A 13,979-nucleotide genomic window follows, 5' to 3' on the forward strand; every position below is an offset into this window, starting at 1 on the left:
ATGAAGCAGAACGTATTGTTTGAGCGCGTCAGTGCGCGCTTGAAGGCTCAGGTCGGTCAGGATGTCTACGCCAGCTGGTTCGCCCGGCTGAAGCTGCATTCGGTATCGAAGAGCGTCGTTCGCCTTTCGGTCCCCACGACCTTCCTGAAGTCGTGGATCAACAATCGTTATCTCGATCTCATCACCGGTCTGTTCCAGGCCGAAGATCCGGAAATTCTGAAAATCGAAGTCCTGGTGCGTACGGCGACGCGCCATGGCATGAAGCCACTCGACGAAGCGGCGGTGCCGGAACCAGCCGCCCCCACGCAGATGCGCCGCCCGACAAGCGCCCAGCCGGCCGGTCAGGCCGTCCAGCAGGCGGTGTCGGCTGTTGCCGCCGCAAGGCCTGCAAGCTTTGGCTCGCCGCTCTTCGGTTCGCCGCTCGATAGCCGCTTTACCTTCGACACCTTCGTCGAAGGCAGCTCGAACCGGGTCGCGCTTGCGGCGGCAAAGACGATCGCGGAAGCCGGTCAGGGCGCCGTGCGCTTCAACCCGCTCTTCATCCATTCGACCGTCGGCCTCGGCAAGACCCACCTGCTGCAGGCGGTCGCCAATGCGGCAGTGCAGAACCCGCGGGCGCTGCGCGTCGTCTATCTGACGGCCGAATATTTCATGTGGCGCTTCGCCACCGCGATCCGCGACAATGATGCGCTGACGCTGAAGGATTCGCTGCGCAACATCGATCTCCTGATTATCGACGACATGCAGTTCCTGCAGGGCAAGATGATCCAGCATGAATTCTGCCACCTCCTGAACATGCTGCTCGACAGCGCCAAGCAGGTCGTCGTTGCCGCCGACCGTGCGCCTTGGGAGCTGGAGTCGCTCGATCCCCGCGTTCGCTCGCGCCTGCAGGGCGGTGTCGCGATCGAACTCGACGCGCCGGATTACGAGATGCGTCTCGAAATCCTCAAGCGTCGCCTTGCTGTAGCCCGGCTCGAAGATCCGTCGCTCGAAATTCCCGCCGAGCTGCTCCAGCACGTCGCTCGCAACGTCACGGCCAGCGGCCGCGAACTTGAAGGCGCCTTCAACCAGCTGGTCTTCCGCCGCTCCTTCGAGCCGAACCTGTCGATCGAACGCGTGGACGAACTGCTCGCCCATCTGGTCGGCTCCGGCGAGCCTCGCCGTGTGCGCATCGAGGATATCCAGCGCATCGTCGCAAGACACTACAACGTCTCGCGTCAGGAACTGGTCTCAAACCGCCGCACTCGCGTCATCGTCAAGCCGCGCCAGATCGCCATGTATCTGTCGAAGACACTGACGCCGCGCTCCTTCCCGGAGATCGGCCGCCGTTTCGGCGGGCGCGATCACACGACCGTGCTGCATGCCGTGCGCAAGATCGAGGAGCTGATTTCGGGAGACACCAAACTTTCGCACGAAGTCGAGCTTCTGAAGCGCTTGATCAACGAATAATCGACGGGTTTTCTTAAGGATTCAACGGCTGGAAGCGATTCCGGCCGTTTTCCTTTATAAGTTTTTTATTCTATACCTCCCGCGCATTACGTGCATGTCAAAGACTGAAGCGCCAAAACGGCGCGTGGGAGGAATGAATGAGTTTTGAAAAGATCGCCGTTCTCGGCCTGGGCAAGGTCGGACGGCTGGCGGCGACGCTTTTGCATGAAGGCGGCTTCGAGGTCATCGGCGTCGACGCGCAATTGCCGCTTAGCGACGTCCCCTTCAAGTGCCGCACCGGCGACATCTCCGATCCCCAAGTGATCGGCGAACTGCTCTCGAATGTCGAGGCTGTGCTCTCCTGCCTGCCCTATCATTTGAACATCGAGCTGGCGCGCGCCGCCCATCTTGCCGGCATCCACTATTTCGATCTGACCGAAGACGTTCCCACAACCAATTTCATCATCGAGCTGTCGAAGACCGCCCGCGGCCTGATGGCGCCGCAATGCGGCCTGGCGCCGGGTTTTGTCGGCATCGTCGGCGCAAGCCTGGCCGACGGCTTCGATCGCTGCCGTTCGATCCGCATGCGCGTCGGCGCCCTGCCGCAGCATCCGACCGGACTGCTCGGCTACGCCTTCAACTGGTCGCCCGAGGGCGTCGTCAACGAATATCTGAACGACTGCGAGGTCATCGAGGGCGGTGTGCGCAAGCTCGTCTCGCCGATGGAATGGCACGAGACCGTCTATGTCGGCGGCGTCAAGCTCGAAGCCTTTACGACGTCGGGTGGCCTTGGCACCATGTGCGATACGATGCTCGGCAAGATCGACAATCTCGATTACAAGACCATGCGTTATCCCGGCCATATGGAGCTGATGAACTTCTTCTTCCATGAGCTATTGATGCGCGACAAGCGCAAGCTCGCCGGCGAGATCCTGACCAATGCCAAGCCGCCTGTTGAAGACGATGTCGTCTATGTCCATGTCGCTGCCGAAGGCAGCGAGAATGGCAGCCTGCGCCGCAAGGAGTTCGTGCGCGCCTATTACCCGATCGAGATTGCCGGCGCGCGCCGCACGGCGATCGCCTGGACGACGTCAGCCTCCGTCGTCGCCGTCATCGAGATGGTCCGCGACGGCCTGCTGCCGGCAACCGGCTTCCTGCACCAGGAGCATATTCCGCTGGAGATGTTCCTGAAAACGCCAACTGGCAGCCTCTTCAAGGCGGGTGCGACCAGCCACCGCTGAGACACACTTTTCGGCGCGGCGACAACATCGATGCCGCCGCGCTGCAATTCCGCTCGTCGTATTGACGTCAGCAGGCGAGATCGGCGACGACGGAATCGAGGATCAGCATGCCGGACGGCGTGCAGCGCAGGCGTGAATTGCCGATCCGCTCGATGAATTTGTGTTCGAGCAGGAATTCCTCGCGTTTCGGATCGAGGTCGCGGCCCGAAAGCTGCTGCCAGCGGGCAAGATCGACGCCTTCCCTGAGCCGCAGCCCCATCAGCAGCAGCTCGTCGGACTGTTCCTCGAAGCCGAGCCGCTCCTCGTCGAGAATGCCGTGCCCGTCACGCTCGACCATGTCGAGCCAGGTTTCCGGCTTGCGCTCGGTCGCCGTCGCGAGCTTCTCCGGGCCACGCGTCAACCGGCCATGGGCGCCTGGACCGATGCCGGCATAATCGCCGTAGCGCCAGTAGGTCAGGTTATGCCGGCTTTCAGCCCCCGGCCGGGCATGATTGGAAACCTCATAGGCCGGCATGCCCTCGCGCGCGGTGATCTCCTGCGTCGCCTCGTAGAGCAGCGCCGATTGCTCGCCGTCCGGTACGATCAGCTTGCCGGCCTTGTGCAGGCCGTAGAAGGGCGTGCCTTCCTCGATGGTCAACTGATAGAGCGAAAGATGGTCGACCGCGTAGGAGATCGCCTCCTTCAGCTCCTTTTCCCATTCCTCGACCGTCTGGTCGGGCCGGGCATAGATGAGGTCGAAGGACATGCGCGGAAAAATGTCGCGGGCCAGCCTTATTGCCTTCAGCGCGTCGGCGACATCATGCAGCCGGCCGAGGAATTTCAGATCCCGGTCATTCAGTGCCTGCACGCCGAGCGAGACGCGATTGACGCCGGCCGCCCGATAGCCGCGGAAGCGTTCGGCCTCGACGCTCGAAGGGTTGGCCTCCATGGTGATCTCGATACCGGCAGGCACATGCCAGTGCCGTGCAATGCCGTCGAGAATGGCCGAAACCGTTTCCGGCTTCATCAGCGAGGGGGTGCCGCCGCCGAGGAAGATGCTCGTCACCGTCTTCGGCCCGCTCATGGATCGGACCGTCGCCATCTCCGTCAGGAAGGCTGATGTAAAGCGCTCCTGATCCACCGGCTGGTGGCGCACATGGCTGTTGAAGTCGCAATAGGGACACTTCGCCGCGCAGAAGGGCCAATGCACATAGACGCCGAAGCCCGGCTCGCCGGTATCGGGCAGCAGGGCCGCGTCGCGCGAGATGCTTGGCGTGTCGAGATTGACCACGGACCGACCTTATGCCTCCAGGCAGGTTTCGACAAAGAGTTTGAAGGCGCGGGCCCGGTGCGACAGCGCTTGCGGCTTGCCGACATTCCAGCCGTGTTTTTCCTCGCCGCTCATTTCGCCGAAGGTGATGCCGTAGCCCTCAGGCTGGAACACCGGATCGTAGCCGAAGCCCTGGGTGCCGCGCGGCGGCCAGACGACGCTGCCTTCCACCTCGCCGCGGAACAGCTCCGTGTGCCCATCCGGCCAGGCGAGGCAGAGCACGCTGATGAAACGCGCCGTGCGCTGTTCGGACTTTGTCGCGCCCGCATCCTGCAGCGCCTTTTCCACCTTGGCCATCGCCATGTCGAAATCGCGCGTGCCGTCGGCCTTCTCCGCCCAATTGGCGGTGTAGACACCAGGATCGCCGCCGAGTGCGTCGACCACCAGCCCGGAATCGTCCGAAAGCGCCGGCATGCCGGCGGCATTGGCCGAGGCGACCGCCTTGATCGTCGCATTCTCCTCGAAGCTCGTGCCGGTCTCATCCGGTTCGACGAAGTTCAGCTCGGCGGCCGATTTGGCGGTGAAGCCGAGCGGCCCGATCAATTCCTGGATCTCGCGGATCTTGCCGGCATTGTGGCTGGCGACGACGATGGTCTTCGTTTCAAGCTTGCGCATTCAGATATCCTGTTCGATGCCCCAGATTTTAGCCTCCGCGCATTCCAGGCTGTTGCCGGCCGGATCGCGGAAATAGATCGAGCGGCCGCCGTTCGGCCAGCGCACCTCGGATTCGATCGCGACACCCGCCGCCGTCAGCCGTTCGGCCATGGCATCGATATTGCGGCCGGACACCCGGAAACAGGCATGGCCCTGGCCGGTCGTGCCATGCGGCGGCACCTGCAGTGCTTCAGGCGCCGGCGGCTTCACCGTTTCCTCGGGATTGAAGATCAAGAGAACGCCTGGCCCGCAGCGGAAGAAGACATGCCGATTGGCGGCGCGGGCGATCTTTTCAAGTCCGAGAACGTCTTCGTAGAACGTCTCGGCCTGGTCGAGATCCCGCGCATAGAGCGCCGTTTCCAACATGCCTTCCAGCATGGGGTTCATCCTTCGACGGCTTGCTTCTGCAGCGCCACGAGTTCGCCGATGCCGTTTCTGGCAAGCTGCATCAGCGAGGTGAATTCGCCTTCGCTGAACGGCGTGCCTTCGGCCGTGCCCTGGATCTCGACGATCCCGCCGGTTCCCGTCATGACGAAGTTCGCATCGGTCTCGGCCGAGGAGTCCTCGAGGTAATCGAGATCGATCACCGGCTGGCTGGCGAAGATGCCGCAGGAGATGGCGGCGACGTGATCCTTCAGGACCCGGTCGACCTTGATCATGTTGCGGCTTTCCATCCATTTCAGGCAGTCGTAAAGCGCGATCCAGCCGCCGGTGATCGAAGCGGTCCGCGTGCCGCCATCGGCTTGGATGACGTCGCAATCGAGCGTGATCTGCCGTTCGCCGAGCGCCTGCAGGTCGACGACGGCACGCAGTGACCGGCCGATCAGCCGTTGGATTTCCTGTGTGCGGCCGCCCTGCTTGCCAGCGGCGGCCTCGCGCTTCATGCGTTCGCCGGTCGCCCGCGGCAGCATGCCGTATTCGGCCGTGACCCAGCCCTTGCCGGTATTGCGCAGCCATGGCGGCGTCTTTTCCTCGAGGCTCGCCGTGCAGAGCACATGCGTATCGCCGAACTTCACCAGGCAGGAGCCTTCCGCATGCTTGGAAAAATTGCGCTCGAACGAGACCTTGCGCATCTGGTCGATTTTTCTGCCTGAAGGCCGCATTCTTATCTCCTGGAGTTTATTTGACCGCTTCTACGATTGGCGGCGCTCATTTGCAAATTCCCTTTTGCCACGGGTGCGAGTTTGACTTACTTTTCGGGAAGTATCATCAGCGCGGGTTCGAAAGCTTCATGGGCATCAGGTCGACGTCGGTTTCGGATGCCGTAGCTGCGCTGGACGAGCGCTCCAGGGAAATTTTTCGTCGCATCGTCGAAGGTTATCTGGAAAGCGGCGAGCCGCTCGGTTCGCGCAACCTGTCCCGGCTGCTGCCGATGTCGCTGTCGCCGGCCTCGGTGCGCAACGTCATGAGCGATCTCGAAGAGCTCGGCCTGATCTATTCGCCGCATGTCAGCGCCGGCCGGCTGCCGACCCAGATCGGCCTGCGCTTCTTCGTCGATGCCTTCATGCAGGTCGGCGACCTCTCCGCCGAGGAGCGCGCCAACATCGACCGGCAGGTGCGGGCCGAAAGCGGCGGTAACCCCGTGGAATCGATGATGAACGAGGCAAGCCGCATGCTATCCGGCATTTCGCGGGGTGCCGGCCTTGTCATCACCTCGAAAAGCGATCCGGTGCTGAAACATGTCGAGTTCATCCGGCTCGAACCGACAAAGGCGCTCGCCGTGCTCGTCGGCGATCACGATCAGGTGGAAAACCGCATCATCGAGCTGCCGGCGGGTGTCACCTCCTCGCAGCTGACGGAGGCGGCGAATTTTCTCAATGCCCACATGTCCGGCCAGACCCTGCCGGAGCTTCGCAAGCAATTAAGCCGGCTGAAGGACGACGTCCGCCACGAGCTCGATGCCCTGTCGCGCGATCTCGTCGAGCGGGGCATCGCTGTCTGGTCCGGCAGCCCGGACGAGGGAAAGCCCGCTCAGCTGATCATCCGTGGCCGCGCTAACCTGCTCGAGGGCCTGGCCGGCGCCGAGGATCTCGACCGGCTGCGCCTGCTGTTCGACGATCTCGAGAAGAAGGACAGCCTGATCGAGATCCTCAATCTCGCCGAAAGCGGTTCGGGGGTGCGCATCTTCATCGGTTCGGAAAATAAGCTCTTCTCGCTGTCCGGCTCGTCGCTGATCGTCGCGCCCTATCGTGACGATGATGATCGCATCGTCGGCGCCGTCGGCGTCATCGGCCCGACGCGGCTCAATTATTCCCGTATCGTGCCAATGGTGGACTATACAGCCCAGCTCGTCTCCCGCCTTTCGCGCAATCAGCTTTGACACAGCAGCTATCAAGTGTGCGGAATTTTCGCTTCTTTGTCACGCAGACTTGATTTTTTTCGGTCAAACCTCGATATCGGGCGCATCTGAAGACACCAACCGGAGACCGTCATGACCGATGACACGACGAAAAACGGACCTGACGCAACTGCGGCCGATGCCGCAGCCGACGCTGCCGCCTACGTCGAGAACGAAACTGCGCAGCAAGAGCCCGCCCAGCCGGACCCGATCGAGCTTCTGAAAGCCGAAAACGGCGAACTGCGCGACCGCTATCTGCGCCTTGCTGCCGAGATGGACAATCTGCGCCGCCGCACCGAACGCGAGGTGAAGGATGCCAAGTCCTATTCCGTCGCGGGTTTCGCGCGCGACATGCTCGCCGTCTCCGACAATCTGCGCCGCGCCCTTGATGCCATCTCTCCGGAGACCAAGGCTGCGGCCGATGCCGGCCTGAGCACGCTGATCGAGGGTGTCGAGATGACCGAGCGCGCCATGCTGTCGGCTCTCGAGCGCCACGGCGTCCGCAAGCTGGAGCCGGTTGGCCAGAAGTTCGATCCGAATTTCCATCAGGCGATGTTCGAGGTGCCGAACCCGGACGTGCCGAACAACACGGTCGTCCAGGTCGTGCAGGCAGGCTTCACCATCGGCGAGCGCGTGCTGCGCCCGGCCATGGTCGGCGTCGCCAAGGGCGGCCCGAAGCCGGCCGAAGCCGAAACCAACTCTGTCTTCGACGAGAAGGACGCCTGATATCATTTCCCTCTCCCTCGGGAGAGGGAGGCCAAAGGATCAGATGCGGGCGAAGCGTTCGATCAGCAGATCGAAGAAGCCGTCCGCATCGACATAGCGCATGACCCTGGCATTGCGCTTGCGCTCGGTCACATGCCACCAGTCGACGACCGTCATGCCGACGGTGAGTTCGGACTGGACCTCGATCTCGACATTGCAATCCCGGCCCTGGAAAAGCTCCGGCTTCAGCAGGTAGGCGACAACGGTCGGGTCGTGCAGCGGCCCGCCGTCGGAACCGTATTTCTCGATGTCGAAGCGTTCAAAGAATTCCAGCATCTCGACCATGGCCTTTGCCGGCGCCGTGCCGATCTCGGCCATGCGTTTCACCCGGTCCTTGCGGGTCAGCAATTGATGCGTCACGTCAAGCGGCATCATCACGATCGGAACGCCTGAGCGGAAGACGATGTCGGCGGCCTCGGGGTCGACATAGATGTTGAATTCGGCCGCCGGCGTGATGTTGCCGCCCTCGAAGAAGCCGCCGCCCATCATCACCAACTCGCGGATGCGGGGGACGATGTCGGGCGCCTTCTGGAAGGCTATGCCGATATTGGTGAGCGGCCCGAGCGTGCACAGCGTTACCGTGCCCTCCAGCTCGCGGCGCAGCGTCTCGATGATGAAGTCGACGGCATGGCCGGGCTGCAGCGCCATCGTCGGCTCGCTGAGTTCCGGACCGTCGAGGCCGGTCTTGCCGTGCACATGTTCGGCGGTTACCAGCTTGCGGGCGATCGGCGCATCGGCGCCGGCAAAAACCTTGGTCTCCGTCCGGCCGCAGAGCTCGCAGACGATGCGCGCATTGCGGCTGGTGAACGAAAGCGGCACGTTGCCGGCGACCGTGGTGATCCCCAAAACCTCCAGCTCATCGGGACTGCCGAAGGCAAGCATGATGGCGGCCGCGTCGTCCTGGCCGGGATCCGTGTCGATGATGATCTTTCTTGCGCTTGCCATTCCGATCGTTCCATCCTCGCACTGCGTGTTATCGGCATGCACCGATTTCTTCACTTCCCGTCACAAATCAGCACATTCCGCGCGGGCACGTTTTGATGCGAGGCAGCGGAGGCTTTGTCAAGGAAAGAGCCGGGCCGCCACCACCTCAAAATTGAGAGGGCGCGCCGACAGGTCGCGCCCACGCCTTGCAGCGCCGGGCTCTTCTCCCCATATTAGCGGCATCCGGATGCTGCGTTTGAGGTCCGGGATGGTCGCTTGCGTCAAGGACTTGAAAAGAGATGAGCCGCATTACCCCTTTCGCCAGCCCCCTGCTTCTGGGCTTCGATGCCATGGAAAAGACGCTCGAGCGCATTTCCAAGGCGAGCGACGGATATCCGCCCTATAATATCGAACGCATCGGCGCCGACAGCGGCGCGCCGGAACGTTTGCGCATCACCCTTGCCGTGGCCGGCTTCAGCGAGGAGGAACTCGATGTCTCCATTGAGGAGAACCAGCTTCTGATCCGCGGCCGCCAGGTCGAACAGGGCGAGCGGGATTATCTCTATCGCGGCATCGCCGCCCGCCAGTTCCAACGCACCTTCGTTCTTGCCGACGGCATGCAGGTGCTCGGCGCCGGCCTGAAGAACGGTCTGCTCTCCGTCGATCTAATTCGTCCGGAACCTGCGAGAATGGTCAAGAAAATTAACATTTCGGTCTCACAGTAGCACAACGGTTTGTCGAACCGTTGGTCCCTTCTCCCGGAGGAACAGGAATGTTGATGAAAGAAGCCACGTCTCACTTGACCAAATCCGAGCTTGCCCATATCGGCAACGGCGAGGTCGCCTATATCAGAAAAATGCGGACCGATGAGGTCGCCAAGTGCTTTCCCGAGGCGCCGGATATCGATCCGACCGTCGATCTCTGGGCACTCTTCGGCGCCGACGGCACGCCGATCCTTTTGACGGACAACCGCTCCAGCACCTTCTTCAAAGCTGCCGAGGACGAGTTGAAGACGGTCAGCCTGCACTGACCGTCAGTTAGCGTCCGTCGCGTTTCAGCGCTCGTCCGGTGCGTGGCCGCTTATCCGATTTCGCTGCGGTTGAGGCTGCTTGTCGCGACCTATGCGCGGAGCCTCCTTTCGACGCCTTATGTGCGAAGACGTTGAAAATTCCAGGATTCGGTAGCACCTGTCACCAGGCCTATCGAGGGCAACTATGAGCCAGAGGCGGCCGACGAGTCGTGCTGGTTGCGGTCGTCGACGCGCGGAACGTTACTCAAACAAAAGCTCCGGCAAACAGCGTCGGTCAATCAACGGCCGGCGAAACGCTGTCTCGCGGCGTCGGTTACGGGTGTATAGAGGGCAACGCGTGTCCCCTCGGGATCGGAAATCTGCACTGTCCGATTGCCCCAAGGCAAATCCTTGGGGGCGTGCACGACCGTGACCTGGTCCTTGAGCCGTGCGAATTCCGCATCGACGTCCGATACCATGAACTCGAGAATGGCCGTCCTGTTGGCCCCGGGCTCCGCACTGCCTTCGCTGAACAAGGCCACGGTTTCCGCGCTGCCTATTGCGAGGCTCGCGCCGGGGGTGACGATCTCGGCGAAGAGGGGCGCAAGCCAGTCGGCGCGACAGCCCGTCACAAGCTCATAAAAGGCCACCATGCCGGTCATATCCGAGGCAATGAGGCGGGTGGATGCGAACTTCATGATCTTCTCCTTGGGTGCGCGACCGTCTCTTTCCTTGCTTTTGTGACATAGCCGTGCTGACAGCGTTGTGGCAGCAGGAGTCATCAGGCATGCGAAAAGCAGATCGACTTTTTCAGATCATCCAGATTCTTCGACGGTCGAGCCGCCCGGTGACCTCGTCTGAGCTTGCGGATGAACTTGAGGTCGCGCGGCGAACCGTCTACCGCGATATCGCACACCTGATTGCCCAGCGTGTTCCAATCGAGGGTGAAGCGGGGTTCGGCTACGTCCTCGATCCGCGATATGACATGCCGCCGCTCATGCTGACGCCTGACGAGATCGAGGCCGTCGTGCTCGGCGTTCAAATGGTGGCAAGGTTGAATGACGCGGCCATGCGGAATGCCGCCAGCGATGTGATGGCCAAGATCACATCGGTCATGCCGCAGGACCTTCTTCCCTATATTGCCCAACCCGCCGTCGGCATCAAACCGGATGATGTCGGCGGCGATGTGACATGCGATACGCGTCCGCTCAGGTTGGCGATCAGGGAAGGCCGCAAGCTTGAGCTCGACTATCGCGCGGCGGATGAGACGATCACCAGCCGCATCGTCTGGCCTGTGCTTCTCGGCTATGCCGACACGCACAGCCTCTTGATCGCGTGGTGCCAATCGAAACAAGCCTTCCGTCATTTCCGCACGGAACGGATCCTCAAAGTCGAGATTCTCGGTGAATCCATAGGCATGTCCCGGAGCAAGCTGAGGCAGCGATGGCAGCAGTGGCGCGATGCCGAAATGCGGAATTCCCGTGGGGCGCAGTGACCGTTTCGGGGCCGTTAGCGGTCATTGATGGCACTTGCCGCACAATACCGGAAATCCGTCAGGCCTGCGCCTCATGCGATCTTTCGCGCCGAGGAACATCCCGGCGCGTTCGCCGACTTGTCGGCAGCCTCAGATCTTCCTGAATGTCAGATAGGCCGAAGACCGGCCCTCGCGCCTGGCCTTGGCCTCGTAACGTGTGCTCGGCCAGCCCTCATAGGGCGTCAGCCAATCCGCTGCATTGTCGGCGATCCAGTCGAAACCGCCATGGTCGCGGCATTTGATCAGCGTCCAGTTGACATAGGTGTCGATGTCGGAGGCGAAGCAGAACAGGCCGCCAGGCTTCAGCACGCGATGAAAGCGGTCGAGATTGGTTTTCGAGACGAAACGCCGTTTCCAGTGTTTCCGCTTCGGCCAGGGATCGGGATAGAGCAAGTCGATCTGATCGAGTGAGCCGTCCGGCAGCCAATCGAGCAGTTGCGTCGCGTCGTCATTATACACGCGGATATTGGAGGCACCCGTCTCGCCGATGCGCGACAACAGCTTCTGCATGGAATTGACGAAGGGTTCGACACCGATGAAGCCGGTCGAAGGCGTCTCCAGCGCGCGGTGGATCAGGTGCTCGCCGCCGCCGAAACCGATTTCCAGCCGCAATCTCTCGACCGGAACCGGGAAGAGGGATGTCAGCGGCTCCGGGGGAGCCGCTGAGAGATCGATCAGGAATGCCGGCAGGAGACTGTTCAGCGTCTCGGCCTGCTGTTCGCGCAGAGCCTTGCCCTTGCGACGACCGAAGAAGGCTTCGGTCGCCCGGCCGCGGCGTTCCATATCCGTCATGCTTTATCTCAGGCCTTCACGCTTTCCTTGAGCGCCTTCACGAGGTCGGTGCGCTCCCAGGAGAACGAGCCGTCGCGGCCGGCCTTGCGGCCGAAATGGCCGTAAGCGGAGGTCTTGGCATAGATCGGCTTGTTGAGGTCGAGATGGCGGCGGATGCCGGTCGGCGAAAGGTCCATGTTCTTGCGGATCGCTGCCTCGATCTGATCCTCGGTGAACTTGCCGGTGCCGTGCAGGTCGACATAGATCGACAGCGGCTGGGCGACGCCGATCGCGTAGGAGATCTGGATCGTGCAACGGTCGGCAAGGCCGGCGGCGACGACGTTCTTGGCAAGATAGCGGGCGGCATAGGCGGCCGAACGGTCGACCTTCGTCGTGTCCTTGCCGGAGAATGCACCGCCGCCATGCGGAGCGGCACCGCCGTAGGTGTCGACGATGATCTTGCGGCCGGTGAGGCCCGCATCGCCGTCTGGTCCGCCGATGACGAACTTGCCGGTCGGGTTGATGTACCACTTGCAATCGTCAGCGATCTTCAGCTCGCCGAGCGCTTCGCGGATATAGGGCTCGACGACGGCGCGGACCTTGTTCGAATCCCAGCTCTCGTCGAGATGCTGGGTCGAAAGCACGATCGAGGTTGCTTCCGACGGCTTGCCGTCGACGTAACGCACGGTCACCTGGCTCTTGGCATCGGGGCCGAGCTTGGCAACTTCGCCGTCGCCCTTCTTGCGGGCAACCGCGAGCAGCTGCAGGATCTTGTGGGAATAATAGATCGGAGCCGGCATCAGGTCCGGCGTTTCGCGGCAGGCATAACCGAACATGATGCCCTGGTCGCCGGCGCCTTCGTCGCCCTGCTGGTCAGAAGCGCTGTCGACGCCCTGCGCGATGTCGGCCGACTGCGAGTGAAGCAGCACGTCGATCTTGGCCTTCTTCCAGTGGAAGCCATCCTGCTCGTAGCCGATATCCTTGATGGCGCGGCGAGCGGCGGCCTTGAACTTCGACGGGTTGATGACGTCCTTGCCGTCCTTGTCCTTCTTCATCAGGCTCGGCGGCAGACGAACTTCGCCGGCGATGACGACGCGGTTGGTCGTCGCCAGCGTTTCGCAGGCAATGCGCACGCCCCATGGATTGACGCCGGTCTTGGCCGCTTCGCGGTAGACCAAATCGACGATCTCGTCGGAGATGCGGTCACAGACTTTGTCCGGATGACCTTCGGCAACAGATTCGCTGGTAAAGAGATAATTCGCGCGCATTTCGGGATTCCCCTCAAAGAATAAAAGCCAGCTAGTAGGTACTCAGTTCGAGGGCCGATGACAAGCGCAGAAGGACATAAATATATCTTTATATCTGCGGCAAAGTGACAAATTTTGCCCCAAAAACGCAAAAAAGGCGGCCTTTCGACCGCCTTTCGAATTCTGCGATGGTCGTCGTTCAGTCGGCGTCGGCTTCAGCTGCCAAAGCTTTCACCAGCTCCACGACCTTGCGGCGAACCTTGGGATCGGAAATTTTGACGAAGGCGCGGTTGAGCTGCAGGCCTTCCGAGGAAGACAGGAAATCGACGACGTAATTCGAACTGGAGGCTTCGGCCATGCCGCCGCCGGCAGAATGTTCGCCGGGCGCGTCCTCGAAGAAAAAGGACACCGGAACATTGAGGATGTTCGAGATGTTCTGCAGACGGCTTGCGCCGACGCGGTTGGTGCCCTTTTCGTATTTCTGGATCTGCTGAAATGTGATGCCAAGGCTTTCGCCAAGCTTTTCCTGGCTCATGCCCAGCATCGTACGACGGAGGCGAATACGGCTGCCAACATGGATGTCGATCGGATTCGGCTTCTTTTTGTTTTCAATCATGGTCGTGCCCTAGCTAAGAATTTCAACCTGTTTCTAACCGGCATGCCCCTGATCCATCCCAAAACGCCACGTTGCAAGCGGTGAGGAACCCACCTTCAAACATACGTTAAGAACGCCGATTGTCATCACTATGCAATTTTAGG

16 protein-coding genes are annotated in these 13,979 nt (G+C 61.6%); 7 read left to right on the plus strand and 9 right to left on the minus strand.

Annotation, left to right across the window (positions count from 1 at the left end; translation table 11 throughout):
- Together dnaA and AB8B31_RS00010 are read left to right on the plus strand one after the other, a co-directional pair.
- Positions 1-1,449 (plus strand): chromosomal replication initiator protein DnaA (gene dnaA / locus AB8B31_RS00005; RefSeq protein ID WP_439001899.1); only part of this gene is annotated, 1,449 nt, incomplete at its 5' end.
- 137 nt (positions 1,450-1,586) lie between these two features.
- Complete coding sequence (locus tag AB8B31_RS00010) at positions 1,587-2,669, plus strand: saccharopine dehydrogenase family protein (protein ID WP_047617302.1); 1,083 nt, start codon at positions 1,587-1,589, stop codon at positions 2,667-2,669.
- Between the two features lie 67 nt (positions 2,670-2,736).
- On the opposite strand, the gene hemW is transcribed toward AB8B31_RS00010, so the two are convergent.
- From hemW to rph, 4 genes are read right to left on the minus strand one after another with little or no spacing between them, the layout of a single operon-like run.
- Positions 2,737-3,939 carry a radical SAM family heme chaperone HemW gene (gene hemW / locus AB8B31_RS00015; RefSeq protein ID WP_018244484.1) on the minus strand — a complete coding sequence of 401 codons (1,203 nt, stop codon included), beginning with the start codon at positions 3,937-3,939 and terminating at the stop codon, positions 2,737-2,739.
- Between the two features lie 9 nt (positions 3,940-3,948).
- Positions 3,949-4,593: an RdgB/HAM1 family non-canonical purine NTP pyrophosphatase gene (gene rdgB, locus AB8B31_RS00020; protein ID WP_018447798.1), complete on the minus strand. Its 645-nt coding sequence runs from the start codon at positions 4,591-4,593 to the stop codon at positions 3,949-3,951.
- Complete coding sequence (locus tag AB8B31_RS00025; protein ID WP_128408369.1) at positions 4,594-5,019, minus strand: VOC family protein; 426 nt, start codon at positions 5,017-5,019, stop codon at positions 4,594-4,596.
- Positions 5,016-5,735, minus strand: coding sequence for a ribonuclease PH (rph, locus tag AB8B31_RS00030; RefSeq protein WP_011650181.1), 720 nt, complete (start codon positions 5,733-5,735; stop codon positions 5,016-5,018). The genes AB8B31_RS00025 and rph overlap by 4 nt, the downstream gene beginning before the upstream one ends.
- Positions 5,736-5,863: 128 nt before the next feature.
- Between rph and hrcA the strand changes: the two genes are divergently transcribed.
- Both hrcA and grpE read left to right on the plus strand, forming a co-directional pair.
- Complete coding sequence (gene hrcA / locus AB8B31_RS00035) at positions 5,864-6,952, plus strand: heat-inducible transcriptional repressor HrcA (RefSeq protein WP_018244487.1); 1,089 nt, start codon at positions 5,864-5,866, stop codon at positions 6,950-6,952.
- Positions 6,953-7,063: 111 nt separating this feature from the next.
- Entirely contained in the window at positions 7,064-7,696 is a 633-nt protein-coding gene (gene grpE, locus AB8B31_RS00040; protein ID WP_018244488.1) for a nucleotide exchange factor GrpE, read from the plus strand.
- Between the two features lie 39 nt (positions 7,697-7,735).
- Here the strand turns inward: grpE and AB8B31_RS00045 are convergent, their stop codons facing one another.
- Positions 7,736-8,680, minus strand: a complete 945-nt coding sequence (locus AB8B31_RS00045; protein WP_128408368.1) for a nucleoside hydrolase — start codon at positions 8,678-8,680, stop codon at positions 7,736-7,738.
- 278 nt (positions 8,681-8,958) lie between these two features.
- On the opposite strand from AB8B31_RS00045, the gene AB8B31_RS00050 reads away from it, so the two are divergent.
- Together AB8B31_RS00050 and AB8B31_RS00055 are read left to right on the plus strand one after the other, a co-directional pair.
- On the plus strand, positions 8,959-9,384 hold the full coding sequence (locus AB8B31_RS00050; protein ID WP_003583826.1) for an Hsp20 family protein: 426 nt from the start codon (positions 8,959-8,961) through the stop codon (positions 9,382-9,384).
- Positions 9,385-9,431: 47 nt separating this feature from the next.
- On the plus strand, positions 9,432-9,689 hold the full coding sequence (locus tag AB8B31_RS00055; RefSeq protein ID WP_003556039.1) for a DUF1150 family protein: 258 nt from the start codon (positions 9,432-9,434) through the stop codon (positions 9,687-9,689).
- 278 nt (positions 9,690-9,967) lie between these two features.
- Here the strand turns inward: AB8B31_RS00055 and AB8B31_RS00060 are convergent, their stop codons facing one another.
- A complete protein-coding gene (locus tag AB8B31_RS00060) occupies positions 9,968-10,366 on the minus strand; it encodes a VOC family protein (protein ID WP_018244490.1) in 399 nt (132 codons plus the stop codon).
- An 89-nt stretch (positions 10,367-10,455) separates the two neighbouring features.
- Between AB8B31_RS00060 and AB8B31_RS00065 the strand changes: the two genes are divergently transcribed.
- Entirely contained in the window at positions 10,456-11,163 is a 708-nt protein-coding gene (locus AB8B31_RS00065) for a helix-turn-helix transcriptional regulator (protein WP_113541654.1), read from the plus strand.
- 129 nt (positions 11,164-11,292) lie between these two features.
- Here the strand turns inward: AB8B31_RS00065 and trmB are convergent, their stop codons facing one another.
- From trmB to AB8B31_RS00080, 3 genes are all read right to left on the minus strand, one after another.
- Positions 11,293-11,994 (minus strand): tRNA (guanine(46)-N(7))-methyltransferase TrmB, encoded by a 702-nt coding sequence (gene trmB / locus AB8B31_RS00070; protein ID WP_018447791.1) that lies wholly within the window; start codon positions 11,992-11,994, stop codon positions 11,293-11,295.
- Positions 11,995-12,002: 8 nt separating this feature from the next.
- Complete coding sequence (gene metK / locus AB8B31_RS00075; RefSeq protein ID WP_018244493.1) at positions 12,003-13,241, minus strand: methionine adenosyltransferase; 1,239 nt, start codon at positions 13,239-13,241, stop codon at positions 12,003-12,005.
- Between the two features lie 178 nt (positions 13,242-13,419).
- Positions 13,420-13,836 (minus strand): helix-turn-helix domain-containing protein, encoded by a 417-nt coding sequence (locus AB8B31_RS00080; RefSeq protein WP_018244494.1) that lies wholly within the window; start codon positions 13,834-13,836, stop codon positions 13,420-13,422.
- Positions 13,837-13,979: the final 143 nt, after the last annotated feature.

Origin of the sequence: Rhizobium sp. 62_C5_N11_2, from assembly GCF_051811185.1 — a bacterium.
Lineage (GTDB): Bacteria > Pseudomonadota > Alphaproteobacteria > Rhizobiales > Rhizobiaceae > Rhizobium > Rhizobium leguminosarum.